Origin of the sequence: Nocardia elegans NBRC 108235, from assembly GCF_001612845.1 — a bacterium.
GTDB classification, from domain to species: domain Bacteria; phylum Actinomycetota; class Actinomycetes; order Mycobacteriales; family Mycobacteriaceae; genus Nocardia; species Nocardia nova.
The window spans coordinates 18,815-34,700 of sequence record NZ_BDBF01000069.1 but is presented as its reverse complement, the minus strand read 5'-3'; the positions used below and the strand labels follow the sequence as shown (position 1 = coordinate 34,700).

Here is a 15,886-nt window from a genome sequence, read left to right as displayed (position 1 = left end):
CCGTTGCCGTTGCCGTTGTCGTTGTTGTCGTTGCTGTTGGTGGTGGTGGTGGTGCGGGTTTTGGTGGTGGCGTTGGTGACGACGAGGTCGAAGCCGATTTTGAAGCCTTCGTGGATGGCGTGGTGGATGGTGTCGATGGGGACGCCTTCGCGGGCCCAGGCGGCGGCGGCGTCTTTGAGGCGTTCGGTTTTTTCGGGGATGTCGCGGCCGTCGAGGAGGCTGATGGCGAGTTCGAGGCAGGTGCGGGTGATGGTGGTGATGTCGCCGTGGATGGCGTCGCCGGGCAGGGTGCCGCAGGGGGCGACGTTTTCGACGAAGTGGCCGACCATGTGCCGCGACAGCGACCACACATCCTTCAACGGCGACGACATGGGCCGTCCCGAGAAGGTGAGACTGGACCGGTTGGAGCTGTCGACGGTCATCACTGACTCCTTCTACTCCCGAACTATCTGTTCCGGCGGTTAACGCTAACCGGCGGGCCGGGAACCGAGGGTGCTTCGCGAATCGTCTGTGCGGAAATCGAAGCAGGTCGGCGGGCCGTTGTGATCGCTCACAGTCGCCGGGACGCGGATCGGTTCCTCAATGCCACAATCGACGGCAGGGCAGCGGTCGCAATCCGGGCCGGACCATGCCGTCCACGGTGACCGCCAGTCCGGAATGCACGGCGGCGGCGGCGAACTCCCAGGCCTCGGCGCGGGTGGCGGCGTATTCGAGCATCATGTCGCAGTCGGGGCCGGTGCCACCGAAGTAGACCGTGATCCGGCGAGTGGGGATGTCGGGGGCCGTTTCGAAGATGTCCATAGCCGTGCTCCTTTGCATCGGTGCAGGAACGAAGCTACGTACTCACGGGTAACCCGAACAGGTTTCAGCGCGGAATTCATCGCGTGACACATACCGCCGCGCGGCAAACTTGTGATTTCTCAGGACCTGCGGTGCCGATTTCGGGTTGCCTCGCGCGCGCGATAATCTCTTGGCCCATGGGCCAAACCGCGGTCCGGCGGGCGCTGAGCGTCGCCGCCGGCAGTCTGTTGCTGTTCGCTGCCGCCACGACTTCCGCACCGGCGCAACCGATCTACCCGGCACCGGACCCGGACCCGTTCTACGCCGCGCCGGCCGATATCGCCGAGCACAAGCCGGGCGACGTGCTGGCGACGAAACCGCTACCGCCGCTGGACATCTTCCCCGACACCGACATCACGCTGATCAAGTTCCGCTCGACCAATTCCGAGGGCAAGCCGATCGCGGCGACCACCACCGTCCTGACGCCGCGCAAGCGGGCGGCCGACGGGCCGCTGCTGTCGTATCAGACGATCATCAACGGCCTCGGCGCCGATTGCGGTGTCTCCCATGTGCTCTACACCAAGAACCCGGATCTGATGGTCCGCGAGGCGCCCGCCTACAACGTGGTGTTGCAGCGCGGCTGGAGTATCGCGATGCCCGACCATCTCGGGCCGCAGTTCGCCTACGGCGCAGCGCGTCTGGGCGGCCAGATCACCTTGGACGGCATTCGCGCGGTGCAGCACGCCGCCGATCTGAAACTCGAGCACAGCCCGGTGACGATGGCCGGCTACTCCGGCGGCGGCATGGCCACCGCATGGGCGGCCGCGCTGGCGCCGGTCTACGCGCCGGACCTGCGCATCGCGGGGGCCGCCGCCGGTGGCGTGCCGATGAACATGGTGAAGATGCTGGAGGGCCTGGGGTACGGCTCGCATCCGGCCTTCGGCCTGGCGATGGCGGCCGGACTCGGCCTGGAACGTGAATACCCCGACCGGTTCCCGCTGTCGGACCAGCTCAACGACAAGGGTATGGCGGTGCGGCAGGTGATGGCGAACAGTTGCACCAACGGACTGCTGGCCGCGGGCGCGGGGCACGGGGTGAGCGAGTTCGCGAAAACCACGTCGATGATCGAGGATCCGGTCGCGCGCAAGGTGGTCGAGGACAACAGCCTCGAGCTCTACACCGACAGCGTGCCGAATATGCCGGTCTTCGAATGGCATTCGCCCATCGACGGCCTGATCCCGGTGGATTCGATCGTCAATACCGATCGGCGCTGGTGCCAGGCCGGGGTCACGGTCCAGTCGGAGGCCATTCCGGTACCCGATCACCTCACCGCGGCCGTGCTGGGCCTGCCGCAGGTGCTGAGCTGGCTCGACGGCCGCATGCACGCTCAGCCGGTGCCGAGCAACTGCTGAGCGCGCCGACCCCGCACCGCGGGGGCGTGCCGGATTCGATATCGATGCGGACTCGCGGCGCGCACGATCCGAACACGCCGCCCGGACAGCCGGATTCGCGCCGGTAGTCTCGAAACACCTGGTTCAGCGCGGAACTCGGGTTGGCAGCGCACGGGAACCAGCGGTGAGCTTTAGTGGGGTGCGCCATGCGAATCCGGCATGTACTGGTCACGGCATTGCTGATCGGTTGCGGTCCTGTTGCGGGTACCGCAGCGGCCCAGCCGCCGATTCCCCTGCCGGCCTTGCCGTTACCCGCGATCGCCTTACCCGGGTTGCCGGGGCAACCGCTCGCACCCCAGGAACCGGATCCGGCGCGGTCGAATCCGCCGGCGCCGGGGCTCGCGCAGCTGCAGCAGTGGATCAACATCCTGGTGCCACCGCCACCCATCCCCGTGGCCGATCAGGCGGCCGCCGGAGAGACCGGCGTCACCGCCGACCTGGCCCGGCTGCAGCAGGCCGTCATGCCCTCGCCGGTGGGCGATCCGCTGCTCGACGACTGGCCCGCGGATCTCGCGGGGCTGCGGCCCGGTGATGTGATCGCGACCCGTGACGTGACGGCGACCGCCGCTCCGCTGCTGGTGGTGCCCGTGCGGCAGGCGTTGCAGGTGAAATACCGCACCACCGACGCCCACGACGCCCCCTCGTATGCGACTGCGACACTGGCGATTCCGGCCGCACCGTGGACGGGTCCCGGATCGCGGCCGGTGCTGGTGAACAATCTTCCCATCGACGCGCTGGGCCGGACCTGTACGCCCGGCTACACACTCGCGCACGGTTTCTCCGGGGATACCGGCACCACCGATTTCGTCCCGCCCACCACGCAATTGGCGCTGTTGCGCGGGTACGCGGTGCTGATTCCCGATCACGAGGGTCCGCGGATGGCCTATGCCGAACCCTTCGTGGCCGGCCACGCCGTGCTCGACGCGATCCGGGCGATGCGCACGGAGTTGCCCGCGGAATTCGGCGCCAGCCGCTACGCCATGCACGGATACTCCGGTGGTGCCATCGCCACCCGCGGCGCGGTGGCGCTGATCGATTCCTACGCACCGGAATTGGCGCCGCTGATCGTCGGTGCCGCATTGGGCGGGGTACCGGCCGACTATCAGATCCTGTCGCAGAGCATGAACGCCAACTTCGCCTCGGGTGTGTTCCTGGCAGCCACCTTCGGGGTAGGACGGGAGCGGCCGGAAATCCTGGCGAGAATGAACAATCTGGCCCGGTGGGCGGCCCTCTCGCCGCTCAAGGACACCTGCGCCGGTGTGTTCGCCGTTCCCGGGGTGCTGTCACTGCCGATCGATATCGCCGCCGACACCCCCGATCCGCTGCACAGCGCGCTGGCCGGTGACATCTACCGGGTGACGCGGATGCAGGGCATGAAATCCGCTGTGCCGCTGTATGTCTACAACGGTGAACAGGAATTCTGGATCCCGGCCGCCGGAGCGCGCGAATTCTATCGCGACCAATGCTCACTGGGCGTGGCGGCGGTGTATCGCAGCGTGCCGGGCGAGCACATCATCGCAGCGGGATTGGGGTATCCGGAGGCCATGGGCTGGGTCGATCAGCGATTGCAGGGCGTTTCCGCCCCGAGTGAATGCTGAAACGGCGGCGTCTTTCTCTCGCGCCGGGTCGCGGATGATTTTGTGCCGCGACCCCAGCCGTCCCCGGTGCGATTCATGAATTGTCATCGGATCGCCGGTGTTTCGGGTTCGAGGCGATTCCGTGGCCGTACCGTGATGTGAACGCGGCACCGGTTTTTGCGCGGACGGTGCCGCGTTCGGCAACCGGCGCACCCGCACCTTCCGTAAGGAGAGGAGGTCGGCAGTGCGGACGCCGGACCGGCCACCGGTGAGCGGCTCCCAACTCGAAGCCGCCGCTCACGGCGCACAGCTCGACCCGCGGCACCAGGACTTCCAACCCCTTCCTCGACGCGGTCACTGTGCGTAGCAGTGGAACCGCTCGCCGGGTGCACCCTCACCCCAAGGCATCCGGCGGGCACACTTCGCGCGGGGACAGATTCTGGAGCGACCCGATGACACCATCCGCACCCAGCCTGGCGGCGACTCTGACCCGAAGTGTGCGCACCGACGCGCCGGCGCCGCATTCCGACACCACCGCCGAATTCGGCGCCGGGGTGCGCGAATGTCTCGCCCTGGCCGCCGATATGGTCGCCGAACCCGATCCCGAACCGGCGGATGCCGCGCGACTGGCCGAACTGGTCGGCCGGGCCGGCGCCTGGGCGCGTGAGGGCATCGACCTCGACACCGTGCTGCGCGCCTACCACGAGGCGGTGCGGCGCGTGTTCAGCGATATCGCCGGTGGCCGCGGTGACGGCGAGACGTTGTTCGCCGACGCCGAGCAGGCCCTGCGCCTGCTGGAGACGGTGACGGTCGCCACCTCGGCCGCCTATCTCGACGAACACCGTTCGGCCGCCCGGCATCATCAGACCGCGGCCCAGACCCTGGTCACCGCCCTGCTCAGCGGACACGGCCGCGCCGCACTGGCCCGCCGCACCGGGATCGCGGTCGCGCCCGCCTATCAGGTGGTGGCGCTGTCGATCGCCCCGCATCCCGGCGAATCCGATCCACGTCGCAATGCCGAAACGGTGGCCCGCCGCAAACTGCGCCGACTGCAGAGCGCGCTGGCGCCGGTGCTTGGTTCACGGGCGCTGTCACTGCTCTCCGTCGACGGCGGCACCGTGCTGGTGCCGGTCGACGACCCCGATGCCACCGCCCGCATCGACGCCCCGGTATTGACCGCCGACACCCTGGACGTACTGTCCGCGGCGGCCTCGGTGCCGCTGACCGCGACCGTCGTCGCCGGTCCCACCGCACGCATCCCGGAGCTGGCCGCCCAGGCCCATGAACTGCTGGAACTGGTACGCGCACTGGGCCGCCCGCCGGGTCTGTACGAGATCGCCGACGTCGCGGTGGAGTACCAGCTGACCCGGCCCGGTCCGGCGCGTGCGCATCTGGCCGCAGTGCTCGGTCCGTTGCGGCCGCATCCGGATCTGCTGGAAACCCTGCGCGCCTATGTGGATTCGGGCCTGGACCGCAAATCGACGGCGGAGCGGCTGACGATCCACCCGAACAGCGTCGCGCATCGGGTGCGGCGCATCGAGCGACTGACCGGAATCGAACTGGCCCGCCCGGACGGTCTGGCGCGCGCGAGCCTGGCGTTGCTGGCCTTCGACCTCGCAACCGATTCGCGCACCGAGGAGTATGCGTGAGCCTCGCCGTGACCGATCGCGATCTGCTCCGCGAGTTGGAACCCGTTGCCGAACGCTGCCTCGCGGATCATCTGCGCAAGGCGCGCGCCTGGCATCCGCACGACTACGTGCCCTGGGGTGAGGGCCGCAATTTCGCGGCACTGGGCGGAAACGATTGGGAGCCGCGACAATCGGCGTTGCCGGAGGTGGCGCGGGTGGCGTTGGTCACCAATCTGCTCGCCGAGGACGATCTGCCCTCCTGGCATCGCGCGATCACCGAGATGGTCGGCGGCGACGGCGCCTGGGGAACGTGGGTGGGATGCTGGACCGCGGAGGAGAACCGCCACGCGATTGTGATCCGCGACTACCTGGTGGTGACCCGCGCGGTGGATCCCGTTGCGCTGGAACGCGCCCGGATGACGCGGCTGACCAGCGGCGTCGCCGCGCCGGAGGTCTCGCGGTTGCTGCGCGGGTTGGCCTGTGTGACACTGCAGGAGCTGGCCACCCGGATCAGTCACCGCAACACCGGCATCGCCTGTGGTGAACCGATCGCCGACCGGATGCTGTCGCGCATCGCCACCGACGAGAACCTGCATATGATCTTCTATCGCAATATCTCCCGGGCCGCCCTCGAGCTGGCTCCGGACGCGATGATGCGTGCGATCACCGAGGCGGTCACCGGTTTCCGCCTGCCCGGGTCGGCACGACCCGGCTTCCGGCGGCACGCGCTGCTGCTGGCCGCCCACGGCATCTACGATCCGCCGCAGCATCTGGAGACGGTGCTGCGTCCGGTGCTGCGTAACTGGCATGTGTTCGATCGCACCGATCTGACCGGTACGGGGGAGCGGGCCCGCGACGAACTGGCCGCCTATCTGGCCGCTCTGGAGAAGACGGCCGTCCGCTTCCGGGAACGGCGGGAACGAGCGCGCGCCCGGGAGACGGCGTTCGCGGATGGTCCGGCGGTGGTGCAGCGGTGATCACTCGTGCGGCGCTGAGCGCTGCGTTGGCCGTGGCCGCCGGCGCGATGGCGGCGGCTCCGGTGTGCGCCGATCCGGCCGCGCCCCCGCCACCGGCCCCGCCGGCGATCGATCCCGCCGTGACGCGAACGGAATTGGTGCGCACCGAATCCCGCGGGCCGGCGTGGGATCGGCTGTATATCGCCTCCGCCGCGATGCATCGGGTGGTGCCCATCGATGTGCTGCACGGCGCCGGGAGCGAACCCCGGCCCACCCTCTATCTTCTGGACGGCGTGGAGGGTGCGGCGACCTCGGGCTGGCTCACCGACGGCGACGCCGCGCGCTTCTTCGCCGGCAAACCGGTGGACGTGGTGCTGCCCGGTGACGGCGTGGGCAGTATGTACGCCGATTGGGACCATTACGACCAGAACCTGGGCCTCAACCGCTGGGAGACCTTCCTCGTCGACGAGCTGCCGCCGATCGTGGAGAAATATCTGCATGCCGACGGGCGCCGGGCCATCGCGGGAGTGTCGATGGGAGCGCAGGCGGCGATGATGCTGGCACAGCGCCACCCCGGCTTCTATCGCGCGGTGGCGGGCATCAGCGGCTGTTATTCCACCGCGGACGAGGTCGGCCAGGCCGTCACTCGCATCACCGTGGCCTCGCGCGGCGGCAACCCCGAAAACCTCTGGGGCCCACCGAATTCGCCGGAGTGGGCGGCCCACGACAGTTATCTGGGCGCCGATACCCTGCGCGGCACGCCGATCTATCTGTCGGCGGCCACGGGCCTGCCGAGCCCACCGGATCTGACCGCGATCGCCACCGCGCACGACGTCGCTGGTGCGCTGCGTTCCGCGGGGGGTGGCGTGGCGCTGGAGGCGGGGGCGCGCACGTGTACCGAGCGCTTCGCCGCGCGGCTCGCTCAGCTGAACATCCCGGCCACCGTGCGCTACATCCCCGCGGGGACGCATTCGTGGCCCGATTTCACCGCCGCCTTGCCCTCGGCGTGGGATGCGCTGGCCGTCGGGCTCGGGATAGCGCGGACCTGGGGTCCGCGCTGAGACGACCGGCGACTCCGGTTTCACTGTTGGGGCCCGAACACCTCCAGCACCACCGGCGGCAGATCCTGCGGGCTGACCGTGCCGACCACCGGCACGCCCGCATCGACGAAATCGGCTACGGCGCGGGGCATGTGGTCGGCCGAGGTGACGACCACCGCATCGCCGGCGCCCAGCGCGTGCATCATTTCCGCGGAGTTGGTGGCGTTTTCGACGGTATCGCCGGCACGTGATTCGATGTGGATCCGGTCGGGGGCCGTGCCGTGGGCGACGAGCCAGCGGGCCATGGCGTCGGCTTCGGTGGTGCCGCCCTGCGGATTTCCGCCGGTGACGATGATCGGGGAGGCCGGCGACACCATCGCCTGCACGAGCGCCGCCTGCAGCCGGGCGACGAGTTCGGGGCGCATGCTCCCGTCGGGCATCAGCCCGTAACCGAGCACCACGATCGCGGTGGTCGGCCCGTGCGGGGCGGGCAGCGGCGGCAGCGGATCGCCGACGGCGCGCAGCTGTTCGATGACGCCGGCCGCATCGGTGAGCGGATCGGCCGCGGCGGTGGGAAGCGCGACCGCGGTGAGAGCGCCGAAGGCCAGCGCGGCGGCGGCTAATAATCGAAAACCGTTGGGCCGCAGGGTGATACGAATGCCGGGCATCAGGACTCCAGACGACGTGGGGCCGTGCCACGTACTCACGTGGACCGGACCGGACGGACAACTCCCAGTGAGAATCCGATATCTGTTCGTGATTGCGTCGTAATTGGTTGTATCGCTGGATATTTCACGGCACATTCGGCATTACTGCTGTGACTGCGCCGATTCGGGAAAAGCTCCGGCGTCGCCGGACAATTCGCCCGGCTGTGCAACTTCACTGCGGTCCGTTCGGCGTCTCGTGAGATTCCGAAGAGACTGCCGTTGTCCGTATCGGCGGCTCGTCAGCGACTTTAGCGTCTGAGATCGGTTTCGGCCGCGCGGCTCGCGGTCGCGCATCGCAACAAAGAACGCCGATGTTCTGACGAAAGGTTCACCCATGAGACCAAACACCCGCCGCAGGTCGCTGAGCGCCGCGGTCGTCGTGGGGGTTTCGCTGTTGATGATGGGCTTCGCGGGGATCGGCGCCGACGCCGAGCCGGCGGGGGCGTCGAACGATCAGCAGCAGGAGCAGCAACTGGTCGACTTCATCGACCAGGGACTGAAGAATCCCGCCGCCCACCCGATCGCCGACACCGGCAGCGCCGGTACCGGTTCGGCCTGCACCTCGGGCAGTGGCGCGGGCTCGGGCAACGGCTCCGGTGACTGCTACGGCGGTTCCGGGTCCAGCTCGGGATCATCGGGTGGAACCTCCAGCGACACCATCGGCTACGGCCCGGCGCAGAGCTCGTTCCTGGCCGCTTTCGGCTATGGCCTGCTGTATCCGGATGTGGCCCCGCCGGGAACCAACGACTGGAACTGCAAGCCCACCGCGGCGCATCCGGAACCGGTGGTGCTGGTGCACGGGACGTGGGAGAACGCCTACGACAACTTCTCCTTCGTCAGTCAGCCCATCAAGGACGCGGGCTACTGCGTATTCACGTTCAATTACGGCAAATCCAATCTCATTCAGGGCGGCGGTCTCGGATCGGTGCTGCCGGGCGCCAACGGCACCGGTTTGATTCAGGATTCGTCGAAGCAGTTGGCGCAGTTCGTGGATCGGGTGCTGGCGGCGACCGGGTCGCAGAAGGTGAATCTGGTCGGCCATTCTCAAGGTGGCGCGATGTCGCGGTGGTATCTGAAGTTCGACGGTGGTGCGGCGAAGGTGCATCACATGATGACCTTCGGCGCCACCAACCACGGCACGACCCTCGACGGTATCGGGGCGCTGGGCCGGGCCATCAACAACTTCGGCATCGACGTGCTCGGGCTGGTCGAGATCTTCGTGGGCCACTCCGGTATCCAGCAGACGGTCGGTTCGGATTTCGTCAATCAGCTCAATGCCGGTGGCGACACCATGCCCGGTGTGGACTACACCGTGGTCGGCACCCGCTACGACGAGGTCACCACGCCGTACGACCTGACCTTCCTGCGGTCCGGGCCCGGTGCGACGGTCGAGAACGTCACCCTGCAGGACGGATGCGAGCAGGATCTGTCGGATCACCTGACGATGATGTACTCGCCGCGGGTGTTGTCGATCATCCTGCATGCCCTCGACCCGGCTCAGGCTCCGGTGCTGACCTGCAGTTTCAACCCGTGGCTGCTGGGCGGCGGCGGCAAGCTCTGAGTTGTGGCGACCTGCTCGCCGGAACGCGCAAACCCTGAATTCCCATCGTGTTCCGGCGGGCCGCACGCCGCCGTGGGGTCCGGCGCGGATCGAGGACACGCCGGCCTCGTATCCGCGCTCAGGAGTGCACACACCCACGGTGGTGCGCCCGCCGGGCGATGCCCTCACACCGCATCGCCCGGCGGGCCTTTTCGTCTCGGCCCGTCTGCGGCGATCCGTTAGTTCACGAAGGAGTTCTCATGTTCGGAAAGGTGTTGCGCGGCAGCATCATTCCCGTCGTTCTGGTGCTGGCGGGCGCGGTGCTGGGGGCCGCGCCCGCCGGCGCGCAACCCGAACCGGTCGCCGCGGACGGGTCGGCGGTCACCGGCAGGTGGCGGCTCGATCCGCGCACCGAGCAGTTGCGGGTGCATTCGGCGGCGATGAACACCGACATCATGGTGAAGGTGCAATTGCCCGCCGACGACCAGGCGCCCGCGCCGGTGCTGTATCTGCTCAACGGCGGTGGGGGAGGCCAGGATTCGGCCACGTGGGAGCGCAACACCGATGTCGCGGGCTTCCTGTCCGCGAAGCAGACCTACGTCGTGCAGCCGGTCGGGGGCCGCTGGAGCTATTACACCGATTGGCGCGCGCCGGATCCGAAACTCGGTGTGTACAAATGGAAGACGTTTCTCACCGCCGAACTGCCGCCGCTGATCGACGGGCGCTATCGCACCACCGGCGCCAACGCGCTGGCCGGGTTGTCGACCTCGGGAACCTCGGTGTTGCAGTTGCCGATCGCCGCCCCGGGACTGTATCGGTCGGTGGCCGCGTATTCCGGATGTGCGCAGATCAGTGATCCGATCGGCCGGGAATTCGTCAAGATGGCGGTGCAGACCTGGGGCGGCGGCGATGTGGAGAACATGTACGGCCCCGACGACGATCCGATGTGGGCGGCCAACGACCCGTACGTGCACGCCGATGGGCTGCGGGGACTGAATCTGTTCATCTCCACCGGAACCGGTGTGCCCGGTATGTACGACGTGTACGGCGGCGACCATATGCAGCCCGGTCCGCGCGGATATCTGGATCAGCTCGTGATCGGCGGGGTGATCGAGGCCGCGGTGAACTGGTGTACGCACAATATGTCGACTCGTCTGGGAGAGTTGGGTATTCCGGCGACCTTCGACTTCGAACCCACGGGCACACACTCGTGGGGTTACTGGCAGGACGCGCTGAAACGCTCCTGGCCGGTACTCGCCGCGGGTCTCGGCATCGCGCCGTGAACCGGCCCGTCACGCCGTGACGGTGGCGTCGCTGCGTGCCGGGCGGTTCGGGTGCGGCGGGTCACATCGGCCGGTACGGTGGCCCGGCAGTCGTAGACTGTGCACGAACGATACGACGATGGGACGGTCGCAACGAATGATTCGGGCAGGTGAGCAGGTGACCGGCGGGGTCCTGCGGTGACGGCGGCGGCCACGCAGACCGCCTCCGGACCGGGCGCGGGGGCGACTCCGCCGCAGCCGGTACCGGCGCTGGAGAAATTCGGATTCGCGGAGTTCCGGCGTACCGCCGCGATCGGCACGACGATCGGCAGCCGGGTGACGCGTCGGATCCTGCGTGAGGGTCTGCGCCCGGCCAAGCGCCGACGGGCGATGGCCGACGGCACGGTCGATGGTTTCGAGGCGCTGGGCCCGATGTTCGTCAAACTCGGCCAGCTCATCGCCTCGTCGCCGGCCTCGTTTCCGGACGAACTCGCCGACGCGTGCCTGCGCTGCCTCGACGACGTGCCGCCGTTTCCGGCCACCGACGCCCGCGCGGTGATCGAGGCCGATCTCGGCGCCCCGATCGACCGGCTGTTCCGGCAATTCGACGACGAACCGCTCTCGGCCGCCTCGGTGGCTCAGGTGCACGCCTGTGTGCTCGCCGACGGCCGCCCGGCGGTGCTGAAGGTGCAGCGCCCCGACATCGCCCGCCGCATGATCGTCGATCTGCGCGCCGCGTACCGGCTTGCCGGTGCGCTGACCAAACGCTCGGAGAACGCACGCATCGCCAATGCCGAAGGCGTGGTGCGCGATCTGTACGACACGACCGTCGCCGAGCTGGACTTCCGCAACGAGGCCCGCAATCAGGCGCAGGCGAGGGCCGATCTGGCCGCCTTCGGCGACAACACCGGTGTGGTCGTGCCCGAGGTGTACTGGGAGTACTGCGGCCCGCGCGTGCTGTGCATGGAGCGGATGAGCGGCATGCCGCTCGACCGCTTCGACGACATCCGCGCCGCCCATCCCGACCCCGAGCTGCTGATCCGCCGTCTGGTCAAGGCATGGGTGGAAAGTGTTGTGGTGCACGGCCTTTTCCACGGCGACGTGCACGCCGGAAACCTCTGGCTGCTCGACGACGGCCGCGCCGCCATGCTCGACTTCGGCATCGTCGGCACCATGACGCCGCAGTGGCGCGCCTTCGTGCGCGCGCTGTTCCACGCCAGCGCCATCGACGGTGACTTCCGACCGGTCGCGCGGGCACTGCGGGAACTGGATCTGCTCGACGGCGACGACGGTGACGACGCCACCATCGGCCGGCAGCTGGCGACAGCGCTGGCGCCGGTGCTGTCGGGCAAGCTGGCGAAACTGGATATGGGCAAGGTCGCGGCCCGGCTGGTGGAATTCGGCAAACGCCGGGGCGCCTCGGGCCCGCAGCAGTTGCTGCTGATGGGCAAACAGCTCGGCTACTTCGAACGCTATGCCGTCGCGCTGGCTCCGGGCTGGCGGCTCGGTCAGGATCTGTACCTGTTCCGCAACATCTTCCCCGAGGAGGTGGCCGCCAAGGTCGCCGCCGACGGCATCGAACTGCCCGCCGACTGAGCTCACCGGTCGTTCACGCCCGGCGTTCGCCGAGGAGCAGGGCGACGATGGCCAGCGCGGTGTCGATCCGTGGTCGATCGCCGCCGAGCAGGGGTGCGTAGAGGTGCGCGTCGCAAATGCGGACGATGGCCTCGGCCAGGACGTCGGCGGCCAAGGGCAACGTCAGATTTCCCTGACGCTGTTCGCTGTCGAGCAGTTCGGCGACCATGCGCGCCGACGTCGATTCGATCCTGCCGGGGAGCAGCGCGAGCCGGATGAAGAGCGCCGGTTCGCGACTGGTGAGCGTCCGCAGCGGTTCGGACTCGGCGACCGCGTTCATCACCCGTTCGAGGGTGTCGAGAACGAGTGCCGCACCGGATCCCGTGGCGGTGGTGAAGACCTTGCGGTAGGTGCGTTCGGTGGCTTCGGCCAGCACGGTCGCGATGAGGTCGTCCCGGTTGCCGACGTGCCGGTACAGCGTCGCGCGTCCGATGCCCAGGTCGCGTGCGAGCACCGACATGTCGAGTTGTTCGCCCGCCAGGTACAGCTTCGTCGCCGCGTCGACGGCGCGACGCCCCTCGGAAGTAGCGATCATGTCCACCATCTCCTCATACCGAGGCGCGCCGTGCCTACCCGGCGCACTCGGCGGCGGTATCGGACGGGTTGACGAATCCAGGAAGCTGAGACACACTTGCGCAGTGTCTCACACAGGATGGCGTGGGTCACATTGTTCCGGTGGTCTTCATAGCCGTCCTGCTCGTCGCCGATACCCCGAGGAATTCGATGTCTACCGTTGAAACCGTCCGTGGACCCCTCGACACCGCCGCCCTGGGCAAGGTGCTGATGCACGAGCACGTTTTCGTGCTCGGCGAGGAGATGCGGCAGAACTATCCCGAATATCCGAATCAGTGGGATGAGGACGCGCGGGTCGCGGATGCGGTCGCGAAGTTGCGTGAATGCGCCGCACGCGGCATCGACACGATCGTCGATCCGACGGTGATCGGGCTCGGTCGCTACATTCCGCGGATCCAGCGGATCAATGAGCAGGTCGACATCAATATCGTCGTGGCGACCGGTCTCTACACCTACAACGAGGTGCCGTTCCAGTTCCACTACACCGGCCCGGGCCTGCTGTTCGACGTCGCCGAGCCGTTGGTCGAGCTGTTCGTCAAGGACATCCGCGAAGGGATCGCCGGAACCGGCGTGAAGGCCGCATTCCTGAAGTGCGCGATCGAGGAACAGGGCCTGACGCCCGGAGTCGAGCGGGTGATGCGCGCGGTCGGCCAGGCCCACGTGGAGACCGGGGCGCCGATCACGGTGCACACGAACGTCCACAACCAGTCCGGCCTGATCGCGCAGAAGGTGCTCGCGGAGGAGGGGGTGGATCTCGGCAAGGTCGTCATCGGGCACTCGGGCGACAGCACCGATCTGGACTATCTGTGCGCACTTGCCGACGCCGGCTCCTACCTCGGCATGGACCGATTCGGACTCGACGTCTTGCTGCCGTTCGAGCAGCGAGTCGACACCGTGGTGCGACTGGTCGAGCGAGGGTACGCCGAGAAGATGGTCCTCGCCCACGACGCGGCGTGTTTCATCGACTGGTTCTCCGAGGAGGGCAAGGCCGCCGCCGTGCCGAACTGGAACTTCACCCACATCAGCGACGACGTGCTGCCGGCGCTGCGGGCGCGTGGCGTCACCGACGAGCAGATCGACACCATGCTCGTCCACAACCCGCGCCGCTATTTCGGTGCCTGAGCTTTGCGCGGGCCGTGATGTGTTGCGCGCCCGGCGAAGTGCGAACGCGGCCGATCGAGGAGATGCACTGATGACAACCGAACCCGCGGTGATCGAGATTTCGCGCCGCTACAATCCCTTTCCGCGCACCGGCATCACCGAACGTGACGGTGTCGCGCATTACACCGGCCTCCCGGCGACGCTGCTGGATATGCTGCGCGCCCAGGTGGAGACGCGGCCCGAGAGTGAAGCGGTCGTCGAACTCGGAGCGGATTGCCTGACCTATCGGCAGTTGTGGGAGCGTGCCGCTCGGGTCGCCGGCGGTCTGCGTGCGGCCGGATTGGAACGCGGAGACCGTGTCGCGGTGCGGTATCCGGCCGGCGTCGACTGGGTGCTCGCCTTCTGGGGCACGGTGATGGCGGGCGGAATCGCCGTCGCGGTCAACATCCGCTCGGCCGGGCCGGAGGTCGAGTTCGTGCTGGCGGATTCGGGCGCACGGATCGACCTCGCTCCCGGCGTGCCGCTTCCCGACGGTGAACCGGTTGTGACGCAGGATCTTTCGGCTGCCGATAGCGCGGCGATCTTCTACACCTCGGGCACCACGGGCCATCCCAAGGGTGTGCCCACCACGCACGAGGCGTTCGTGACCAATGCCGAGAATATGGTGCGCTGCATCGGACTGCCCCGCGATATCGGCGAGGGTATGCGGACGCTGATCTCTGTTCCGCTGTTCCACGTGACCGGCTGCAACTCCCAGCTGCTGACCGCCGTCCACCTCGGTGGCACCGCGGTGATCATGCCGGCGCTCGGTGTTCCCGAGCTGATCGCCGCGCTGTCGACGGAGCGGATTTCGTTCCTGGTGACGGTGCCGGCGGTCTATGCGCTGATGTTGCGGCACCCCGACTTCGCCGGCGCGGACACCGCCACGGTGCGCTGGGTCGGCTACGGCGGCGCACCGATCGCGCCGGCGCTGGTGCTGTCGTTGAAAGACGCGTTCCCCAACGCCCAGGTCTTCAACGGATACGGCATGACAGAGACCGCGTCTCTGATGACGGTGTTGCCCGACGGCGACGCCGTCGACCACGCCGATTCGGTCGGCTACGCGGTGCCCTCCGTCCAGCTCGGCATCGCCCCGCTCGGCGAGGAGCCCGGCGTCGGCGAACTGGTCGTGCGCGGGGCGAATGTCACCGGCTGCTATTGGAATCGTCCCGAGGCCGACGCCGCCACGATCATCGACGGCTGGCTGCACACCGGTGACGTGGTCCGCGTCGACGACGCCGGGCGGGTGCACATCGTCGACCGGATCAAGGACATCATCAACCGTGGCGGGGAGAACGTCTCCAGCGTCGAGGTCGAAGCGGTCCTGCTCGCGGCGCCGGGTGTCACCGACGCCGCTGTACTCGCCGTGCCGGACGCGGTCATGGGGGAGAAGGTCGGCGCCGTCGTGGTCTCCGATCCGGGCGGCCTCGACATCCCCACTCTGATCGAGCACTGCCGGGAACGGCTGGCCGACTTCAAAGTGCCGCAGTATGTGACCGTGGTGAGCGAGCCGTTGCCGCGCAACGCGGGCGGCAAACTGCTCAAAGCCGCATTGCGGGAGCGGACGACGTGGGGCGATCCCCTGCGGTGAGAACGG

At 68.2% G+C, this 15,886-nt stretch carries 14 protein-coding genes; 10 read left to right on the top strand and 4 right to left on the bottom strand.

What is annotated here, in order from left to right; translation table 11 throughout:
- Both NE2_RS31990 and NE2_RS31985 read right to left on the bottom strand, forming a co-directional pair.
- On the bottom strand, positions 1-422 hold a 422-nt coding region (locus tag NE2_RS31990), incomplete at its 3' end, for an RsbRD N-terminal domain-containing protein (RefSeq protein ID WP_507756930.1).
- A 157-nt stretch (positions 423-579) separates the two neighbouring features.
- Complete coding sequence (locus NE2_RS31985; protein ID WP_228816706.1) at positions 580-801, bottom strand: hypothetical protein; 222 nt, start codon at positions 799-801, stop codon at positions 580-582.
- Positions 802-977: 176 nt separating this feature from the next.
- Between NE2_RS31985 and NE2_RS31980 the strand changes: the two genes are divergently transcribed.
- The 5 genes from NE2_RS31980 to NE2_RS31960 all read left to right on the top strand — a co-directional run bounded on the left by NE2_RS31980 (position 978) and on the right by NE2_RS31960 (position 7,453).
- Complete coding sequence (locus NE2_RS31980) at positions 978-2,192, top strand: lipase family protein (RefSeq protein ID WP_063032164.1); 1,215 nt, start codon at positions 978-980, stop codon at positions 2,190-2,192.
- 185 nt (positions 2,193-2,377) lie between these two features.
- Entirely contained in the window at positions 2,378-3,829 is a 1,452-nt protein-coding gene (locus tag NE2_RS31975) for a lipase family protein (RefSeq protein WP_084494475.1), read from the top strand.
- 431 nt (positions 3,830-4,260) lie between these two features.
- The gene (locus tag NE2_RS31970; protein WP_146165274.1) at positions 4,261-5,457 is read left to right on the top strand and encodes a PucR family transcriptional regulator; all 1,197 of its coding nucleotides are present in this window, start codon (positions 4,261-4,263) and stop codon (positions 5,455-5,457) included.
- The gene (locus NE2_RS31965) at positions 5,454-6,413 is read left to right on the top strand and encodes an acyl-ACP desaturase (protein ID WP_063032160.1); all 960 of its coding nucleotides are present in this window, start codon (positions 5,454-5,456) and stop codon (positions 6,411-6,413) included. Before NE2_RS31970 ends, NE2_RS31965 begins: the two co-directional genes overlap by 4 nt.
- The gene (locus NE2_RS31960) at positions 6,410-7,453 is read left to right on the top strand and encodes an alpha/beta hydrolase (protein WP_233429944.1); all 1,044 of its coding nucleotides are present in this window, start codon (positions 6,410-6,412) and stop codon (positions 7,451-7,453) included. The genes NE2_RS31965 and NE2_RS31960 overlap by 4 nt, the downstream gene beginning before the upstream one ends.
- 20 nt (positions 7,454-7,473) lie before the next feature.
- Here the strand turns inward: NE2_RS31960 and NE2_RS31955 are convergent, their stop codons facing one another.
- Complete coding sequence (locus NE2_RS31955) at positions 7,474-8,100, bottom strand: YdcF family protein (protein ID WP_063032158.1); 627 nt, start codon at positions 8,098-8,100, stop codon at positions 7,474-7,476.
- A gap of 373 nt (positions 8,101-8,473) precedes the next feature.
- On the opposite strand from NE2_RS31955, the gene NE2_RS31950 reads away from it, so the two are divergent.
- The 3 genes from NE2_RS31950 (at position 8,474) to NE2_RS31940 (ending at position 12,537) form a co-directional block, all read left to right on the top strand.
- Positions 8,474-9,700: an esterase/lipase family protein gene (locus NE2_RS31950; RefSeq protein WP_063032156.1), complete on the top strand. Its 1,227-nt coding sequence runs from the start codon at positions 8,474-8,476 to the stop codon at positions 9,698-9,700.
- Positions 9,701-9,939: 239 nt separating this feature from the next.
- Entirely contained in the window at positions 9,940-10,962 is a 1,023-nt protein-coding gene (locus NE2_RS31945; RefSeq protein ID WP_063032154.1) for an alpha/beta hydrolase, read from the top strand.
- A 177-nt stretch (positions 10,963-11,139) separates the two neighbouring features.
- Positions 11,140-12,537, top strand: coding sequence for an ABC1 kinase family protein (locus NE2_RS31940; RefSeq protein ID WP_063032152.1), 1,398 nt, complete (start codon positions 11,140-11,142; stop codon positions 12,535-12,537).
- A gap of 13 nt (positions 12,538-12,550) precedes the next feature.
- On the opposite strand, the gene NE2_RS31935 is transcribed toward NE2_RS31940, so the two are convergent.
- The gene (locus NE2_RS31935; RefSeq protein WP_063032176.1) at positions 12,551-13,111 is read right to left on the bottom strand and encodes a QsdR family transcriptional regulator; all 561 of its coding nucleotides are present in this window, start codon (positions 13,109-13,111) and stop codon (positions 12,551-12,553) included.
- Between the two features lie 188 nt (positions 13,112-13,299).
- Here NE2_RS31935 and NE2_RS31930 point away from each other — a divergent pair, with 188 nt between their 5' ends.
- Positions 13,300-14,271, top strand: coding sequence for a phosphotriesterase family protein (locus NE2_RS31930; RefSeq protein ID WP_063032150.1), 972 nt, complete (start codon positions 13,300-13,302; stop codon positions 14,269-14,271).
- Between the two features lie 88 nt (positions 14,272-14,359).
- Positions 14,360-15,880: a class I adenylate-forming enzyme family protein gene (locus NE2_RS31925; RefSeq protein WP_063032174.1), complete on the top strand. Its 1,521-nt coding sequence runs from the start codon at positions 14,360-14,362 to the stop codon at positions 15,878-15,880.
- The last annotated feature ends 6 nt before the right edge of the window (positions 15,881-15,886 follow it).

Bases quoted from the DNA above. Each gene is read 5' to 3' on its own strand.
- NE2_RS31970 (WP_146165274.1), top strand. From the start codon at position 4,261: ATGACACCATCCGCACCCAGCCTGGCGGCGACTCTGACCCGAAGTGTG.
- NE2_RS31985 (WP_228816706.1), bottom strand. From the start codon at position 801: ATGGACATCTTCGAAACGGCCCCCGACATCCCCACTCGCCGGATCACG.
- NE2_RS31945 (WP_063032154.1), top strand. From the start codon at position 9,940: ATGTTCGGAAAGGTGTTGCGCGGCAGCATCATTCCCGTCGTTCTGGTG.
- NE2_RS31980 (WP_063032164.1), top strand. From the start codon at position 978: ATGGGCCAAACCGCGGTCCGGCGGGCGCTGAGCGTCGCCGCCGGCAGT.
- NE2_RS31950 (WP_063032156.1), top strand. From the start codon at position 8,474: ATGAGACCAAACACCCGCCGCAGGTCGCTGAGCGCCGCGGTCGTCGTG.
- NE2_RS31930 (WP_063032150.1), top strand. From the start codon at position 13,300: ATGTCTACCGTTGAAACCGTCCGTGGACCCCTCGACACCGCCGCCCTG.
- NE2_RS31955 (WP_063032158.1), bottom strand. From the start codon at position 8,100: ATGCCCGGCATTCGTATCACCCTGCGGCCCAACGGTTTTCGATTATTA.
- NE2_RS31935 (WP_063032176.1), bottom strand. From the start codon at position 13,111: ATGATCGCTACTTCCGAGGGGCGTCGCGCCGTCGACGCGGCGACGAAG.
- NE2_RS31975 (WP_084494475.1), top strand. From the start codon at position 2,378: ATGCGAATCCGGCATGTACTGGTCACGGCATTGCTGATCGGTTGCGGT.